Source organism: Komagataeibacter sp. FNDCF1 (assembly GCF_021295335.1).
GTDB lineage: Bacteria > Pseudomonadota > Alphaproteobacteria > Acetobacterales > Acetobacteraceae > Komagataeibacter.
On the sequence record NZ_JAIWOT010000001.1, the window covers coordinates 183,281 to 197,904 of the forward strand.

Annotated in this window: 17 protein-coding genes; 9 read left to right on the top strand and 8 right to left on the bottom strand. The window is 58.7% G+C overall.

Going from position 1 to position 14,624, the window contains the following annotated elements; genetic code table 11:
• Positions 1–139: 139 nt before the first annotated feature.
• Positions 140–571: an Rrf2 family transcriptional regulator gene (locus tag LDL32_RS00815; protein WP_233063840.1), complete on the top strand. Its 432-nt coding sequence runs from the start codon at positions 140–142 to the stop codon at positions 569–571.
• Between the two features lie 209 nt (positions 572–780).
• Here LDL32_RS00815 and LDL32_RS00820 read toward each other — a convergent pair whose 3' ends face one another.
• From LDL32_RS00820 to LDL32_RS00835, 4 genes are all read right to left on the bottom strand, one after another.
• Complete coding sequence (locus LDL32_RS00820; RefSeq protein ID WP_233063842.1) at positions 781–972, bottom strand: hypothetical protein; 192 nt, start codon at positions 970–972, stop codon at positions 781–783.
• 149 nt (positions 973–1,121) lie between these two features.
• The gene (locus LDL32_RS00825) at positions 1,122–1,829 is read right to left on the bottom strand and encodes a VIT family protein (protein ID WP_233063844.1); all 708 of its coding nucleotides are present in this window, start codon (positions 1,827–1,829) and stop codon (positions 1,122–1,124) included.
• Positions 1,819–2,388: a cytochrome b gene (locus LDL32_RS00830; protein ID WP_233063846.1), complete on the bottom strand. Its 570-nt coding sequence runs from the start codon at positions 2,386–2,388 to the stop codon at positions 1,819–1,821. The genes LDL32_RS00825 and LDL32_RS00830 overlap by 11 nt, the downstream gene beginning before the upstream one ends.
• Before the next feature lie 120 nt (positions 2,389–2,508).
• Positions 2,509–2,979 (bottom strand): hypothetical protein, encoded by a 471-nt coding sequence (locus LDL32_RS00835; protein WP_233063853.1) that lies wholly within the window; start codon positions 2,977–2,979, stop codon positions 2,509–2,511.
• 495 nt (positions 2,980–3,474) lie between these two features.
• Between LDL32_RS00835 and LDL32_RS00840 the strand changes: the two genes are divergently transcribed.
• Positions 3,475–4,953, top strand: a complete 1,479-nt coding sequence (locus tag LDL32_RS00840; protein ID WP_233068619.1) for a carbohydrate porin — start codon at positions 3,475–3,477, stop codon at positions 4,951–4,953.
• 84 nt (positions 4,954–5,037) lie between these two features.
• On the opposite strand, the gene LDL32_RS00845 is transcribed toward LDL32_RS00840, so the two are convergent.
• Complete coding sequence (locus LDL32_RS00845; RefSeq protein ID WP_233063858.1) at positions 5,038–6,330, bottom strand: carbohydrate porin; 1,293 nt, start codon at positions 6,328–6,330, stop codon at positions 5,038–5,040.
• 199 nt (positions 6,331–6,529) lie between these two features.
• On the opposite strand from LDL32_RS00845, the gene LDL32_RS00850 reads away from it, so the two are divergent.
• Both LDL32_RS00850 and LDL32_RS00855 read left to right on the top strand, forming a co-directional pair.
• Complete coding sequence (locus LDL32_RS00850; RefSeq protein ID WP_233043143.1) at positions 6,530–7,360, top strand: IS5 family transposase; 831 nt, start codon at positions 6,530–6,532, stop codon at positions 7,358–7,360.
• Between the two features lie 244 nt (positions 7,361–7,604).
• The gene (locus LDL32_RS00855; RefSeq protein ID WP_233063859.1) at positions 7,605–7,958 is read left to right on the top strand and encodes a hypothetical protein; all 354 of its coding nucleotides are present in this window, start codon (positions 7,605–7,607) and stop codon (positions 7,956–7,958) included.
• A 189-nt stretch (positions 7,959–8,147) separates the two neighbouring features.
• Here LDL32_RS00855 and arsH read toward each other — a convergent pair whose 3' ends face one another.
• The 3 genes from arsH to LDL32_RS00870 form a co-directional block, all read right to left on the bottom strand.
• On the bottom strand, positions 8,148–8,846 hold the full coding sequence (gene arsH / locus LDL32_RS00860; RefSeq protein WP_233063861.1) for an arsenical resistance protein ArsH: 699 nt from the start codon (positions 8,844–8,846) through the stop codon (positions 8,148–8,150).
• A gap of 23 nt (positions 8,847–8,869) precedes the next feature.
• Positions 8,870–9,208: a helix-turn-helix transcriptional regulator gene (locus LDL32_RS00865; RefSeq protein ID WP_233063869.1), complete on the bottom strand. Its 339-nt coding sequence runs from the start codon at positions 9,206–9,208 to the stop codon at positions 8,870–8,872.
• Positions 9,209–9,478: 270 nt separating this feature from the next.
• Positions 9,479–10,459 (bottom strand): SDR family NAD(P)-dependent oxidoreductase, encoded by a 981-nt coding sequence (locus tag LDL32_RS00870; protein WP_233063871.1) that lies wholly within the window; start codon positions 10,457–10,459, stop codon positions 9,479–9,481.
• A gap of 121 nt (positions 10,460–10,580) precedes the next feature.
• Here LDL32_RS00870 and LDL32_RS00875 point away from each other — a divergent pair, with 121 nt between their 5' ends.
• The 5 genes from LDL32_RS00875 (at position 10,581) to LDL32_RS00895 (ending at position 14,553) form a co-directional block, all read left to right on the top strand.
• The gene (locus LDL32_RS00875) at positions 10,581–11,162 is read left to right on the top strand and encodes a TetR/AcrR family transcriptional regulator (RefSeq protein ID WP_233063874.1); all 582 of its coding nucleotides are present in this window, start codon (positions 10,581–10,583) and stop codon (positions 11,160–11,162) included.
• A 102-nt stretch (positions 11,163–11,264) separates the two neighbouring features.
• On the top strand, positions 11,265–11,462 hold the full coding sequence (locus tag LDL32_RS00880; protein ID WP_370636614.1) for a helix-turn-helix domain-containing protein: 198 nt from the start codon (positions 11,265–11,267) through the stop codon (positions 11,460–11,462).
• Positions 11,459–12,835 carry a HAMP domain-containing sensor histidine kinase gene (locus LDL32_RS00885; protein ID WP_233063877.1) on the top strand — a complete coding sequence of 459 codons (1,377 nt, stop codon included), beginning with the start codon at positions 11,459–11,461 and terminating at the stop codon, positions 12,833–12,835. The genes LDL32_RS00880 and LDL32_RS00885 overlap by 4 nt, the downstream gene beginning before the upstream one ends.
• Before the next feature lie 22 nt (positions 12,836–12,857).
• Positions 12,858–12,998 (top strand): hypothetical protein, encoded by a 141-nt coding sequence (locus tag LDL32_RS00890; RefSeq protein ID WP_233063880.1) that lies wholly within the window; start codon positions 12,858–12,860, stop codon positions 12,996–12,998.
• A gap of 211 nt (positions 12,999–13,209) precedes the next feature.
• Entirely contained in the window at positions 13,210–14,553 is a 1,344-nt protein-coding gene (locus LDL32_RS00895; protein ID WP_233063728.1) for an IS1182 family transposase, read from the top strand.
• The last annotated feature ends 71 nt before the right edge of the window (positions 14,554–14,624 follow it).

Below are 14,624 nucleotides of genomic sequence, written 5' to 3' on the forward strand. Positions count from 1 at the left end.
CATGCCGGGCAAATCCCGCCCATGCGCGCCACGTGCCTGTTCAGCAGTATCGTGGAGAGCCGGCTCCCCCGAATAGCGTGATTCCGAATTGTGCCGCTACGGCACATGCAGCAGCTCCTGCCAGACTGCGGCGGCGCTGATGCGTTTTTCCCTGCGTACCGATTACGCTTTCCGCGTGCTGATCCATCTGGCAGGCCATCCTGACATACGTGTGACCGTAAGGGACATTTCCGGGTTGCATGGTATCTCTCACAATCATCTCGTGAAGGTCGTCCATCACCTGTGCCATTGCGGAATGGTGACGGGAACACGGGGGCGCACCGGCGGCATCCGTCTGGCCATGCCGGCGGCCAGCATCAATGTCGGTGACGTTATCCGGGCCATGGAAACCGAAAGGGAGTTTCCGGCTGATTGTGAATTTCATGCCAGCAACCGGTGTATTCTGGCTGATGTCTGCCGGCTGCGCCACGTGACGGCAAAGGCCGCAGATGCATTCATGGCGGTTCTTGATGGCATAAGCATACGTGATCTTGTTACAGACCGGGACAGCGCTGGCAACAGCGTCATCTGACGCGCGCAATCTCATGACATCCGGCGCGGGTTCATGATGATGCCTGCGTGTGGTGTCCCGCTTTCCGACGGGTCCATGGTGTTCGCGCCGTGCCGGGGAGCGCGTTCAGGGATGTTCCATGGGACGTTCAATGATGCATTTCAGGCCGGGGCCGTGATCGTATAAAGCGATGCTGCCGGCGTAACGCCGCACGATGGCCTTCATCATGCTCAGGCCAGGTCCGGTGCCACCATGCGTGCGGCGTGCATCAAGGCGGACCAGACCCCGTGATTTCCCGGAAGATCGTTGTCCATGATGCATGTTGCAGATGCGTCAGGGGCATTCATGCAGACGAAGTAATAGCCGCCGCCATCAAGTCTGAAGCCTGTTCCATAAACGATATTCCGGTTTGTCTCGCGCATCAGGGGGGTATGCCGTCTCTTTTTGTCATGGCACACAAAAAGACAAGTCGCATGCATAATAATTAGATGAACGTCTTTGGTGTAATGCTTACAATAATTACATAAATGATATATTTTTATTAATATGACATATAAAAATATTTAATAGGTCATGTCTGCACCCCGAATATCCGCCCGATGGCCGCCGTCACGGCCATTGCCATGATGCCCCAGAATATGACCCGTATTGCCGGACGCAACGGGTCAGCGCCCCCGGCACGTGCCCCCACCACACCCAGTATGGCCAGGCCGAGCAGGGATACGGCGGATACAGTCCATGACACTACGCCTGCTGGTGACAGCAGGGCCGCCAGCACGGGCAATATGGCACCGGACGAGAACGCGCCAGCCGATGCAAGGGCCGCCTGTACCGGACGTGCCGCGGTCGCTTCGGAAATGCCAAGTTCATCGCGGGCATGGGCGCCCAGCGCGTCATGCTGCATAAGCTGGATGGCCACCTTGCGGGCCAGGATGTCATCCAGGCCACGCTGGCGGTATATGCTGGCCAGTTCGCTCACTTCGGCATCCCAACTGCTGCCAAGTTCCTTTTTTTCACGGGCAAGATCGGCCTTCTCTGAATCCGCCTGGGAACTGACGGACACGTATTCCCCGGCAGCCATGGACATGGCCCCGGCAACCAGGCTGGAAATTCCGGCCAGCAGGATGCTGCCCTGTGTAGCATGGGCGCTGGCGACACCAATGATCAGGCTGGACGTTGACAGGATCCCGTCATTCGCACCCAGAACAGCCGCCCGCAGCCAGCCCAGCCGCGATGTCGCATGCACTTCCGTGGGGCGTGGCGCTGTTCTACTTTCCATATTCATCAGATACAGTACCTTTTACCAGCATTCTCTGGAAAACATTGTCCCGGAGAATGAAATGATGAAAACACGCGGCCAGTGCATGACCCGTGGCCAGTATGATAATCAGCCAGCCATTCCATTGATGCAGCCAGTGCAGGCGGTCGACCGTCGATGCGGGAAACCTGTCAAAGGGTGGGGCGATCTGGATGGCAAGGAAACTCATGGGCTGTCCGTTGCCCCACCGCCACAGATATCCCAAAAGGATTTCCAGCAGGACCAGCCCGTACAGGCCATATTCCACACTGCGGGCCAGAACGGCATCAGGCCAGCGATCCGCAGCGCGGATATGGCGCCCCCACCGTATGCGCCACAACAGGCGCGCAGGCATGAGCAGACCAAGGATTATGCCAAACGTCAGATGTGTGACCACCAGTTGATGATGCAGCGGGTTGCGGAACAGGCCCCACACATTGGCGGTTGCGAACTGCAGCACGATAATGGCTGCGCAACTCCAGTGGAAAACGATTGTCGGCAGGTCGTAACGTATCGGGACGGGGCAGGGTTTCTGTTCCATGCAGTCAACATACATTCCGGACATGACGCGAACCTGAACGACCGGCCATCAAACCGGCCCTAAGACGCGTGACAGATGGTTTGGTGTGTACCGGAAATGCTGCGCGGGCATGGCCGTCTTTCATGGAATGGCGGGTTTCCCCTGCGCGATCCGGTTTGCCAGATCATTCCACAGGCGTGCGGTTGCAAGATTGACATCCGCCTTTACCGAAAACGGGGACTGACTGCGTGAAAAAGGAGACAGGGCCATGCGTTCGCCGATAACGAAATGCCCTTGGGAGAACAGCATGACGGATAACGAACCCTGCTGTCCCTGTCCCGTCGGGCGCATGACCGCAATACGCATGTGGGGTTGTGGCACCGCGATTACATGGAAAGCGCGCAGTTCGGCCGTGCCCGATGGGCAGTCCACGCTGTCCAGAACCGCGTCACGCAGGACCGAATGGGGGTACCCGCCGTACATGCCGTCAACATGCAGGCGTATGCCCTGCTCGACCGTCTTGCAGATACCATCGGTCGCGGCATGGGCCGCGCGACCGGTCATGCTGATTATTATCAGGACTGCCAGCCCGTACCGTAATATCCATGTCATGGTATGTGTCCGGCCTCCTGTCTTTGACATAGCGCTGATGCGGGATTTTCTTGTAACCGGCCAAGATGACGTGAACCTGAACAGGAAAAGGGCAGGCAGACCTGCCGCTGGCATAACGGTGGTGCTGTAATCCGGAAGACTGCGGTCAAGATCTGTATTTTATTAAAACAGGCAGATGCGTATTTTTATTTTTCTGCCGATTTCGGATAACAGGACAATATATGACGGAAGATCAGAATATATATTAATGAAGTAATTAAGAAAAAATAGTTGTAATATTGGTGGATATTTACGTTTAATGTTTAACAAAAGCATCATGTTGTGAAAATAAAGTTGTGCATATAATATAAGGCCAGCTGACGGTGGATTTTTTAATAATATGAGAATAATTTGCGATCGTGCAGACTGACATCATGCGGGGGGCCGGCCGTTTTCGTATCGGGATTTTTTTGGCGTGCCTGCAGGGGAATTCTTGCCTGTGGCATTGTCTGCCCCATTGCCGTCCCGGGCCACGCCCAGACCGTCGTTGCTGAAGGATGGTCCCGGCCAGGGCCTTCTGCGCCTTTTCCTGCCCAGACAGACCCGGCAGCTTCCCGTGATTCGTGGCAGGTAGATGAAATTGATACCAGCCGGAGCCAGGATGCCTCCTCCGCCGCGGGTGGAAGCCTGCTGGGGGATATGGGCGGATTGCGTCCGTGGCTCGCGCGTTACGGGATGATGCTGAGCATTCAGGATGTTAATGAGTTATGGGGCAATGCCACCGGCGGGATCGCCAGCACCAACGGCGATGGCAGGGGGGCAGGTACTGGTGCGTCGTATACTGGCGTCACCATGCCAGCTCTGACAGCGGATATGGAAAAGCTGATCGGACTCAGGGGCGGGACATTCAATGTCAGTGCCCTGCAGATCCGCGGACGCGCCATGACGCAGGATCATCTGAGCGATTTCAACCCCATCAGCGGATTTGAGGCGGATCGCTCTACCCGCCTGTTTGAACTGTGGTACCAGCAGTCTTTCCTGAAAGGCACACTGGACATCAAGATTGGTCAGCAGGACCTAGATACGGAATTCCTGATCAGTGATTATGCATCCCAGTATCTCAATGCCAATTTCGGATGGCCGATGGGGCCTTCGGTCAATCTTTATGCCGGCGGTCCATCATGGCCCTTGGCCGCGCCCGCGATCCGGTTGCGGTATCGACCCGGTGAAAAATACACGCTCATGTTCGCGGCTTCCGATGACAATCCATCAGGCAACCAGGACAGCAGTGTTTTTGGCCTGACCGGGAACCCGGCGGATCCAACCAGCCAGACAACAGGCGATGGCAGCGGCACGAAATTCAATATGGGAACCGGCGCCCTGCTGATTACCGAAATCCAGTATGCCCTCAATCCGCAGGGCGGCGTTCACCATCCGGGCCTGTCAGGCGTTTATAAACTCGGGGGGTATTATGATACGGCACGCTTTCCGGATTATCGGTACAACACGCAGGGGCAGTCCCTTGGCGCGGAGGGGGGCACGCCGCGCCGCGATCAGGGAAACTGGCTGGTGTACGGAATAATCGATCAGTTGATCTGGCGCCCCGGGCCCACGGCATCACGCGCGCTGGGGCTGTTTGTCCGGGCGACGGGAAACAGTGGTGACCGCAATATCATAAGTTTTGCCATTGATGCCGGCCTGAACCTGAAGGCCCCGTTCGGGGGCAGAACGAATGACACGCTGGGTCTGGGCTGGGGCATTGGCCGTGTGACATCCGCAGTGCGCGCGTATGACCGCGCGCGCGGGGCGCTGGTGCAGGGTAATGAAACCCATTTTGAACTGACTTATCAGGCCCAGGTCACGCCATGGATGGTCGTGCAGCCCGATTTCCAGTATGTCCTGAACCCGTCGGGCGGGATGGGCGACCCGTCCTGCCCGACGCGGCGTATCGGTAATGAAACCGTCTTCGGGCTGCATACGAATGTAAATTTTTAATGTATATTTGACAATTATAAAGTAAAATCCGGTCCTGTCAGGTCATGTTGATTTTGAAATACAGGGGCAGGCGTGCAGGGCAGTTCAGAATGTCAGGTTACTATGCAGTCCGAAAGTGGCCTCATCGCGCACGCGCTCCCCTTTACTATCGAGAACACCGCCACTGGGTGACACGATGCCCTGTATATCAGGCTGCACCACCATCCATGGCGTGACCTGAGCCTGATAGGTCAGTTCCAGATGGTATTCGGTACCCTGCATGGGCAGGCCGGCGCGCCTGTCTGCCCGGGCAAGACAGGAACTGGCCGCCCCCAGGCCTGCCCCAAGTCCCAGCACGTCGTCCGCTCGCCCAAACGGTCCTTTCAGCGCAAACCCGCCATCCACGGCATAGACGATCTGGTTACGGTCGGTATCTGCCGTCCAGTTTCCCCTGACAAAGGCATCCAGTTCCGTAATCCGCCCGAAATGCTGGAGCGTCTGGTCCGCAATGCCATAGATTGCCCAGTTGGTTTTATGGCTTTTGGTGAAATCGGACTGATCGGGGAAGCGGCCGGTGTCAAAGTAACCGCCAAGTTTATATGTGCCCTGTCTTCCGTATATGTCCCTGCGGTACTGGATTTCCCCAAAGAAAAGGGCACCTGTGTTGAAATTGAACCGCGTGCCGCCGGGGTCGCGGTTCTGGTTCCACGGGTCCTTGACGTTGAGAAAAGGACCGCCAACGGGGTTGTCATCGGCCGCCGCAAACAGGAAATTCCATTGGGGGGACAGGGTATAGCGCAACCGTACCGCCGGTGTGGTTACGGGGGATACGGGCCCCTGATCATACAGATCATTGTCAGGCATGATGGGCCAGGAAAAGGATGCGTTCAGGAAGTTCAGTCCGACGCTGCTGACCATGAAATCATGCCCGAGATCCAGCTTGCCAATCCGGAAGGCCAGCCGTTCCCCCATGAATTTCTGGCTGTACCACAGTTCATATAGCCGTCCGTTGTCATCCGCTTCGATATTCGATGTCTGGTTGAATACATACAGGGGCGTATTACTGAACGGTCGCCCACGGATTTCCATGGCGCTGATATCGAATGTACCCAGTGGCAACCCCGTCAGGACATGCAGGTCCGTGACCATTTCAACCGCTGTGGAGCCAATGTAGTTATTTGACGCCTGCGCGCCCCCCACGGGGTTGGACCAGAACTCGTTGGTATCCGATATACGGATGTCGATACCCTGCGCCAGCAACCGGTTTCGTATGCCGCCCCAGTTGCCGGACAGATGGGTGCGCGGGTCTATATGATCGGGAATATTCTGCTGCGGCGTAACACCTGCGCTCAGCACACTGACCGGGACAGGTTGGGCATGCGCAGAAAAAAATGGCACTGGAAAAATAACTGTAATCAACCATGCAAGATGACGATAATGATCGTGGCTCCTCCTCATTCCATTACTGTAGCATCAAGCGCAGGAATTCAAAACAAGCAATTCATTGAATTATCCCTCTCAGTGTCTGACCGAAAATGAGTTGAGTGATTTCAGTAGGTTATGATTCATGGGTTTGTGACAACCTGATGAGATCAAAATGGCCTGGACTGAAATCACCCGTGCGCAGTATCGCCGGGACGACCTGGAGTATGCAAGCGACCTGCGGGACAGGGAATGGGCGTTGATAGCGCCGCTGATGCCCGAGAGAAAGCGACTGGGCAGGCCACGGCGCACCGATTTGCGTCGTGTCATGGAGGCGATCCTGTACATTGTTACGACCGGCTGCCAATGGCGCCAATTGCCCCGGCACTTCCCTCCCTTCACGACCGTGCAGGGCTATTTCTACCGTTGGATCCGCGAGGGACGATGGGAAGCCATGAACCATATTCTCGTGATCCTGTCGCGAGAGCAGGACGGGCGTGATGCCACGCCTTCGGTGGGCATTATCGACAGCCAATCGGTTAAAACGGCTGAAAATGGCGGCCCTCGCGGTTATGACGCGGGCAAGAAAATCAAGGGACGCAAGCGGCATATCGCCACCGACACGCTGGGTCATATCATGACTGCCGTCGTACATCCCGCCGACATCCAGGATCGTGACGGGGCATTGATGGTTGCAGCCCGGATCCGTTCGCTGTTCCCCTGGTTGCGGCACCTGATCGCCGACGGCGGCTATGCCGGTGAGAAGCTACGAAACGGGTTGGCGCAAATCGGACAGTGGACGATCGAGATCATCAAGCGCTCCGATCAGGTCAAGGGCTTCGTCGTCCTGCCAAAGCGCTGGATCGTCGAGCGCAGCTTCGCCTGGCTGGGACGTTGCCGCCGCCTCACCAGGGACGTCGAAGCCACAATCTCCTCATCTGAAGCTTGGCTTATGATCGCTCATATCCGCAGAGTGCTGCGGAAAATCAATCAGGTCGCTTTTTGATTCAGACAGTCATTAATTCAAAATATATTTCAAAAACTGGCCTTGCTTTACTGTGAATTCATCTGGACAAAACATACCTTGATGCGGAATAGATACCAGATCGGCTGTTGTATACTGCGTACAATTCTTTATTTTTCTTGGCATGATTCAGACTGGCGCAAGTTCAGCCACGGCGGAATGCAGGATGGGCGGCGCATGCCAGCGGCCCTGATCCACGTTCGCAATCTTGCTGTCGATTTTCCCGATGACCCGCCGTGAAAACGGGCCGGGATGCGGTTACGCCGCATGTCCACCGCAGGGCAGGGATGCAGGCAGGCGCCGCAGGCTTGCCGGACGGGTCCGTATTCCTGTCGTTTTGGCAGGCGGTACGGGCCGCGTCTTGCCCATGGCAGCCATACCTGCAACCGCTGTTCCGGCTGTTCTGGGGGAGCGGGGCTACCGATGCGACCAGAACATGCGCCCGCGTCCGTCGCCTTTGGGTGTTGACTATCTGGAAGTTACCGCAAACCTGTGGTTGGTATGGATTTTCTGTATCTATATTCTAGGTCGGGACAAGTTTTGTTTTTTTATTAATATTTTTATTTTGAATAATTACTGATTACAATTTTTAAATAAAGTATTTAATTTATTTTTTACAGGGAGACGGATAAGGCAACAGGATGACTGCTGGCAGATCAGGATTTATGAATGCCGGTCACGGGCGCAGGAGGGATGGTTGCCCCGAAACCTGATGGTTACAGGGGAATGACCGGTGAATGCTGGCCTGCTGCCCGGCGCGCGTGACTGTTTATGGCCTTTCAGGCGCACGATGGGCCTGCCGCCGTTCGCTATAGCGGTCCACAAGATAGTCGGCCCTGTCGCGCAGGAGCCATGTGAACTTCATCAGTTCCTCCATGACATCCACCATGCGGTCATAGAGCGGGGAGGGCTTCATCCGGTCATCATCACCGAATTGCGTATAGGCCATCGGCACGCTGGACTGGTTGGGGATGGTGAACATCCGCATCCATCGGCCCAGAACCCGCAGGGCATTGACGGAATTGAAGCTTTGCGATCCGCCTGAGACCTGCATCACCGCCAGCGTGCGGCCCTGCGTCGGACGGATCGAGCCTTCGGACAGTGGCAACCAGTCGATCTGGTTTTTGAACACAGCGGTTATGTTACCGTGCCGTTCGGGGCTGCACCAGACCTGGCCTTCCGACCAGAGCGAGAGTGCGCGCAGTTCCTGCACCTTCGGATGGGTGGCAGGTACGGAATCCGCCACCGGCAGGCCGGTCGGGTCGAATATCCGCGTTTCCGCGCCGAGGGCTTTCAGGATGCGCTCCGCCTCCAGCACCAGCAGGCGGCTGAACGAGCGTGGTCGCAGCGAGCCATAGAGCAGCAGGATGCGCGGCGGGTGCTTGATCCGTGGGTGCGGCTCCAGCCGTACGGAATCGACCCGTTCGAGATATTCCGGGTGCAGGGCGGGCAGGTCGGGTCCGGTCATTGCGGGAGCAGTTCCATCATGCATTACGGGTGGCTGATCAGCGGCAGCCCTGCCACAAGGGGGGCGCAGAGTTCGGGACTGCCTGCACAGCAGTCCCTGAGGAGGAAAAGCATCAGGTCACGCAGGCGGGAAAGGCAGGCGCGATAGACGATCAGCCGGCTATGACGTTGCGAGGTCAGCAGACCGGCACGGGTCAGGATCGCGAGGTGGGTCGAGATCGTGTTCTGCGGGATATCAAGGTTGCGTGCGACATCTCCGGCGGGCAGACCGTCCGGTTCATGGCGCACCAGCACGCGGAAGATCTCCAGCCGCGTGGACTGGGAGAGGGCGCTGAGCGCGGCAAGGGCCGATTGCGTATCCATATATCCTTGATCATGGATATATGAAATCATGTCAATCCCTGTGAGGGCAGGCGGTTTCGCGCATTCGCACAGCAGTCATGTGGGCCTGTATTCCTCGTTTGCCTGTCCATGGAGGCACCATGACAGAACATTCCCGGCAGCCGTCCTGTCAGCCTGGCTGATCATGGCCGGTGCAGGGGGACGCCTTCCATCCCCCTGCGCCCTGACTATTAAACTATCTGTCGCGGCGTCAGGCGCATCCATTATGCCAGAAGCCGAGACACCGATGCTTCAGGAGAATTTTTCCCCGACCATTTCCTCGCTTTTGGCCCACAGTGCCTCGGCATGCACGGGATCGACCGCATAGGCCCGCACGCCCGCACTGACCAGGCTGATCGGCTGGTCATCGGGCACGACCGGGCTTACGTGGCAGTCTTCGCAGTAATGGCCGCCGACCGCGTCAGCCGCCCCCACTACGCCTGCCCAGACTGCCGTGGCCGCGCCCTGCGGAATGGTCTTGAACTGGAACGGCGGTTTGCCTTCAGCCGCAGCCTGTTCATTGATCCGCGCCACCATCGCTTCAATGCCGCCTGCTGGCATGTAACGGGTCAGTTCGGTCAGGATTCCACCCGGATGCACCGCTGTTGCGCGCATGTCGCGCGTGCGGTGCCGTGCATCAAAGGCGACGGCAAACAGGATGTTGGCTGTCTTGGAACGGCCATAAGCGATGAACGGATCGTACGGCGTATGCTCGAAATTCGGGTCCTTCAGGTCAACATCCGCAAAGCGATGTCCGGCCGAGGAGACATTGACCAGCCGGGCACCGGCGCGCATCAGCCCCGCAATGCGGTTGACGAGGACAAAGTGTCCCAGATGATTGGTGCCGAACTGCGTCTCGAACCCGTCCTTCGTATGGCCGAATGGCGTGGCCATTACGCCCGCATTGGCGATCACCAGATCGAAGGGCAGGCCGGTTGCGTTCAGTTGATCGGCACAGGCGCGGACACTACCCAGATCCGCAAGGTCCAGGGCGACCAGTTCGAAACTCCCGCCCCCACGCGCCGCATCCGCACGGACCTGCGTGGTGGCATGCCCGGCTTTTTCCAGATTGCGCGCGGCACCCACCACATGGGCACCGTGTGCGGCAAGGGCGCGCGCGGTTTCAACGCCCAGACCGGCAGAAACGCCAGTCACAAGCACACGTTTGCCCTTCAGCGATACGCCGGAAAGGACATCTTCCGTTGTCGAGCTTGCGCCAAAAGTCTGTGTCATGAGGGAAACTCCCTGAAAGGATGCATCCGTTTTTTGCCGAAATGGCATGCGGGATGTTATATGGAGTGTGGCTCCGCTTGATATATGCGGAGGATTGCTCCGTTTAACAAGAGGAAAACCGGTGACCGACGAAAAAAAGCCGCGCCGCCGACCGCGCAGCGATGGACAGCGCAACAGGACAAACCTGCTGAACGTGGCCAAGGCTGCGTTCACGGCGGGGGAAACCGATATTCCGCTGGATGAGGTCGCCCGCCGTGCAGGTGTGGGGATCGGGACGCTCTATCGGCACTTTCCCAATCGCGATGCGCTGATCGAGGCCGTCTATCGCGCTGAACTCGACCGCCTTGCCGATGCCGCACCGGTCCTCGCCGCCCAACACCCGCCCGTCGAGGCGCTGCGGGCGTGGATGCGGCTGTTCGTGGATTATATTGCCGCCAAGCTGGTAATCGCCCCTGCGCTTAACGGACTGGCAGGCGGCACGGGCGCACTCTATGCCCAGTCCGGCACGGTCCTGCAGGGTGCGATCGACGGGCTTGTGGGCGCCGCCGTTGCCAGTGGCGACATCAGCGCGGATATCGAGCCGGTTGACCTGCTGCGCGCCCTGGCCGGGGTTTCGAACTACGCCGCTGGCCCCGGCTGGGAGACCAGTGCGAAGCGCCTGGTCGACATCCTCATCGCCGGATCACGGACATCGGCATCGTAATCGGGGGAAGCGTGCTGGCTGGCGGGATTATGACTGACCGGGGAAACCGCCCGGTATCGCATGATAAGCAGGTGCTGGACCTGACCGTGCGAAAGGGCCATCATGGAACCGCTGTCGCGCCATCCCGGCCGGATCTGTTCACGCCAGCAGACCGATACGGCCCTGTACGCGCCGGATCAGGATGTGGATCGCAACACGATAGAAGTCTTCATAAGCTGCCGGCTCAATAAGGTTGGCAACAGTGTCATCAGCACCGTCCATGGCCGCGTGGCCTGCCTGGCCGATGGGAAGGGTACATGAACAACTGGAGCCTTGTCACACGGATCGTCAGCGGCGTGCTGGGTGTCGTCATGCTGAGCCTGCTGGCACTGAGCCTGGCAGTCGCCGGTTTTACGCGACATGGAATAACGGAGCGGCTGGACAATTCCCTGCAGGAAGTCTCCGAACGGCTGCAGGCCACCATCGCCACACAGCCCCATGGACCACGGGACACCGTTGCATGGGTGCCCGATGTCGGACCAAGGACACTCGCCTATCAGGTGGTCGACCGGTCAGGGCACGTCGTGTTGCGGTCACAGAATGCACCGGTCCAGCCTTTTGTGCCGGATATCCACACCGGATTTGTCGATACGCCCCGTTTCCGGGTCTATATTGCGGCGCCGACCGCCACGGCCTACCGGGTCCTGGTGGGGGAACCCGTGTTGCATCGTCGTGGTGCCACGTGGCGCGCAACGGCGATTGCCATCATGCCGATACTTGTTTTCCTGCCTGTCATCTGGCTTCTGGTGCGCCTGATCGTGCGGCGCGCCCTGCGCCCGCTGGACCGTCTGCATGATGAAATGCAATCCCGTGGCAGCGGTAACCTGCAGCCCATTGCGTCGCTTGACCTGCCGGTCGAACTTGTATCCATCCAGCATGCCGTCAATACCCTTCTGGCCCGCCTGGAGACGGCGCTCTCCACCGAACGGGCCTTTGCCGCAAGTGCTGCGCACGAACTGCGCAACCCGCTGGGTGCCCTGCTGGCGCAGGTGCAGATGCTGGGTCGTACGGTTCCCGCCGATACCGAAGCGGCCCGGAGGGTGGATATAATCGCCACACGTACCCGCCGGCTGGGACGGACGGTGGAGAAACTGCTGCAATTTTCCCGCGCATCGTCAGGCATTGCCTTCAGGCGTAATCGCTTCGATCTGCTGACCGTGCTGCGTGTCCTTGCTGACGATCTGGACCATAACCCGCATGACGGGGGCAGCATCATCCTGACCCCAAACGGGATCAGCCATATATTCGTACATGGTGACATGGATGCGACCGGCATCATGCTGCGCAACCTGCTTGAAAACGCGCTGCTGCACGGGACGGGCGGGATGCCCGTGCATGTGACCGTCCTGCCGGACGGCAGCATTGACATCGTCAACGACTGCCCGGCAATGGCGCCGGACCTGCTGGCGCGGCTGACCAGCCCGTTCGTGCGCGGCGGGACAGGCACGCACGGCAGCGGCCTCGGCCTGGCCATCGCCAGTAATATCGCCAGGCAGATGGATGCGGTCGTGTGCCTGCGTTCCCCACTTCCGGAAGCGGGCAGGGGGTTTGGCGCCCGCATTACGTTTCCTGACCCGGAGGTAACGCACGCCCCCGTTGAAGGCCGGGACCTCGCGTTCGGCTTCGCATCATAAAGGGACCGACAGGAATACCGGCATGATGCAGAAAACCGACCCGGGCCTGGCTGCCGGACGTGTTGACAATCCTTTTTCACGGGAACTGCGCGGCAGGCATCGTGCCGCTGCCCATGCGCATTACGTGGCGGGCCGGCCGGGCCGGCGCATATGCCGGGACTGACAGTGGTGCCATGAACATGGTCGGTCTGGACGTGGTGCCGGACACGCCCGATTTCGCTGTACGCGCCACCGCCATCGTGGCTGTATCATCCTTTTTCCGGAAGATCGCCCATCAGACTTTCATGGTGGGGCCGTGCCCTTTGTGTGACAATGGTCTAGCAGCCTGTCGGGTTGGGGTACCCTGTGAAGGGGTAAGGCTGTAGAGTGTCGCGATGAGCCGCTTCATCCCGTTTGACCGATCCCAGCCGTATCTTCTGCCGCCTGATCTGACGTCGTGGCTTCCGGCTGACGATATGGCGCATTTCATTGTCGCAGCTGTTGAGCGGGTTCCGATGAGTGCGTTCTGCGTGCCAGTGCGCACGGGAGGCAAGGCGCAGTATCATCCGCGCCTGATGCTGGCCCTTCTGATCTTCAGCTATGCGAACGGGTTGTTTTCCTCACGCCGGATCGAGCGGGCGACATATCGCGACATCGGGGTACGCTTCGTGGCGGCGAACCTGCATCCGGATCATGATACGATTGCGACCTTCCGCCGGACGAACCGGACAGCCATTGAAGCTGCATTTGCGCAGGTCCTGCTTCTGGCGCGCGAGACGGGTCTGCTGCGTCTGGGTGTCGTATCGATTGACGGCACGAAAATTGATGCCGACGCTTCGAAATACCGTTCCCTGCGCTACGACCGGATCAGGGCACTGCGCGAACAGCTGGCGGTGGATATCGCGAAACTGATGGACCAGGCGGAGCACGCAGATGCCACAGACAGAGATCCGCAGGCCCTGCCAGAAGAGCTTGCCCGACGGGAAACACTGAAAGCGAAGCTGGACGAAGCCTGCGCCCGGCTGGAAGCAGATGCGAAAGCGCAGGCCGAGGCGGCGCGACCGGCATACGAGAAGAAGAAAGCCGCTTATGATGCGAAAACAGGGCGTCGTGGCAGGGCGCCGAAACCGCCGGATGATGAACCGCCACCCGACCGGCAGATCAGTCTGACCGATCCCGACAGCCGCCTCATGCGGCGTTCGGACGCCCACGAGTTCCGGCAGGCTTACAATGCCCAGGCCGTGGTCTGCGCCGAAGGCAGTCAGCTGATCGTGACAACCGACGTTGTCGCCACGTCAGCGGACGCGCCATCCTTTGCCAGCACCGTGCTGTCGATGGAACACACGATCGGTCTCCCAAAGACAGTGCTCGCCGACACCGGTTACGCCAGCGGGCAGGCGGTCCGGGACCTGCGGAAAAAAGGCATCGATCCGCTGGTCGCCATCGGACGGCCCTGCGCCCGCAGGCCTTATGACTTCCGGCCACCTCCTGAAGACAGGGAACCGCGCCGGATCACCGAACCCTGGCGGCTTGCCATGAAGAAAAAACTGGAAACCACAAAAGCCGGAAATATTTACAGACTACGAAAACAGACCGTTGAACCGGTCTTTGGAATTATCAAAAGCATCATGGGCTTCAGAAGATTCAGTCTGCGTGGCCTTGCAAAAGTCACGACTGAATGGACCCTCGTCGCTCTCGCATACAACTGCAAAAGAATGGCACGGCTTCAGGCAGCATAAGCCGGGTCAGCCTCGGCGTTATCAGCCGCAAAATGCCCAACCCGACAGGCTGCTAGGCTTGCCGCAGGCTG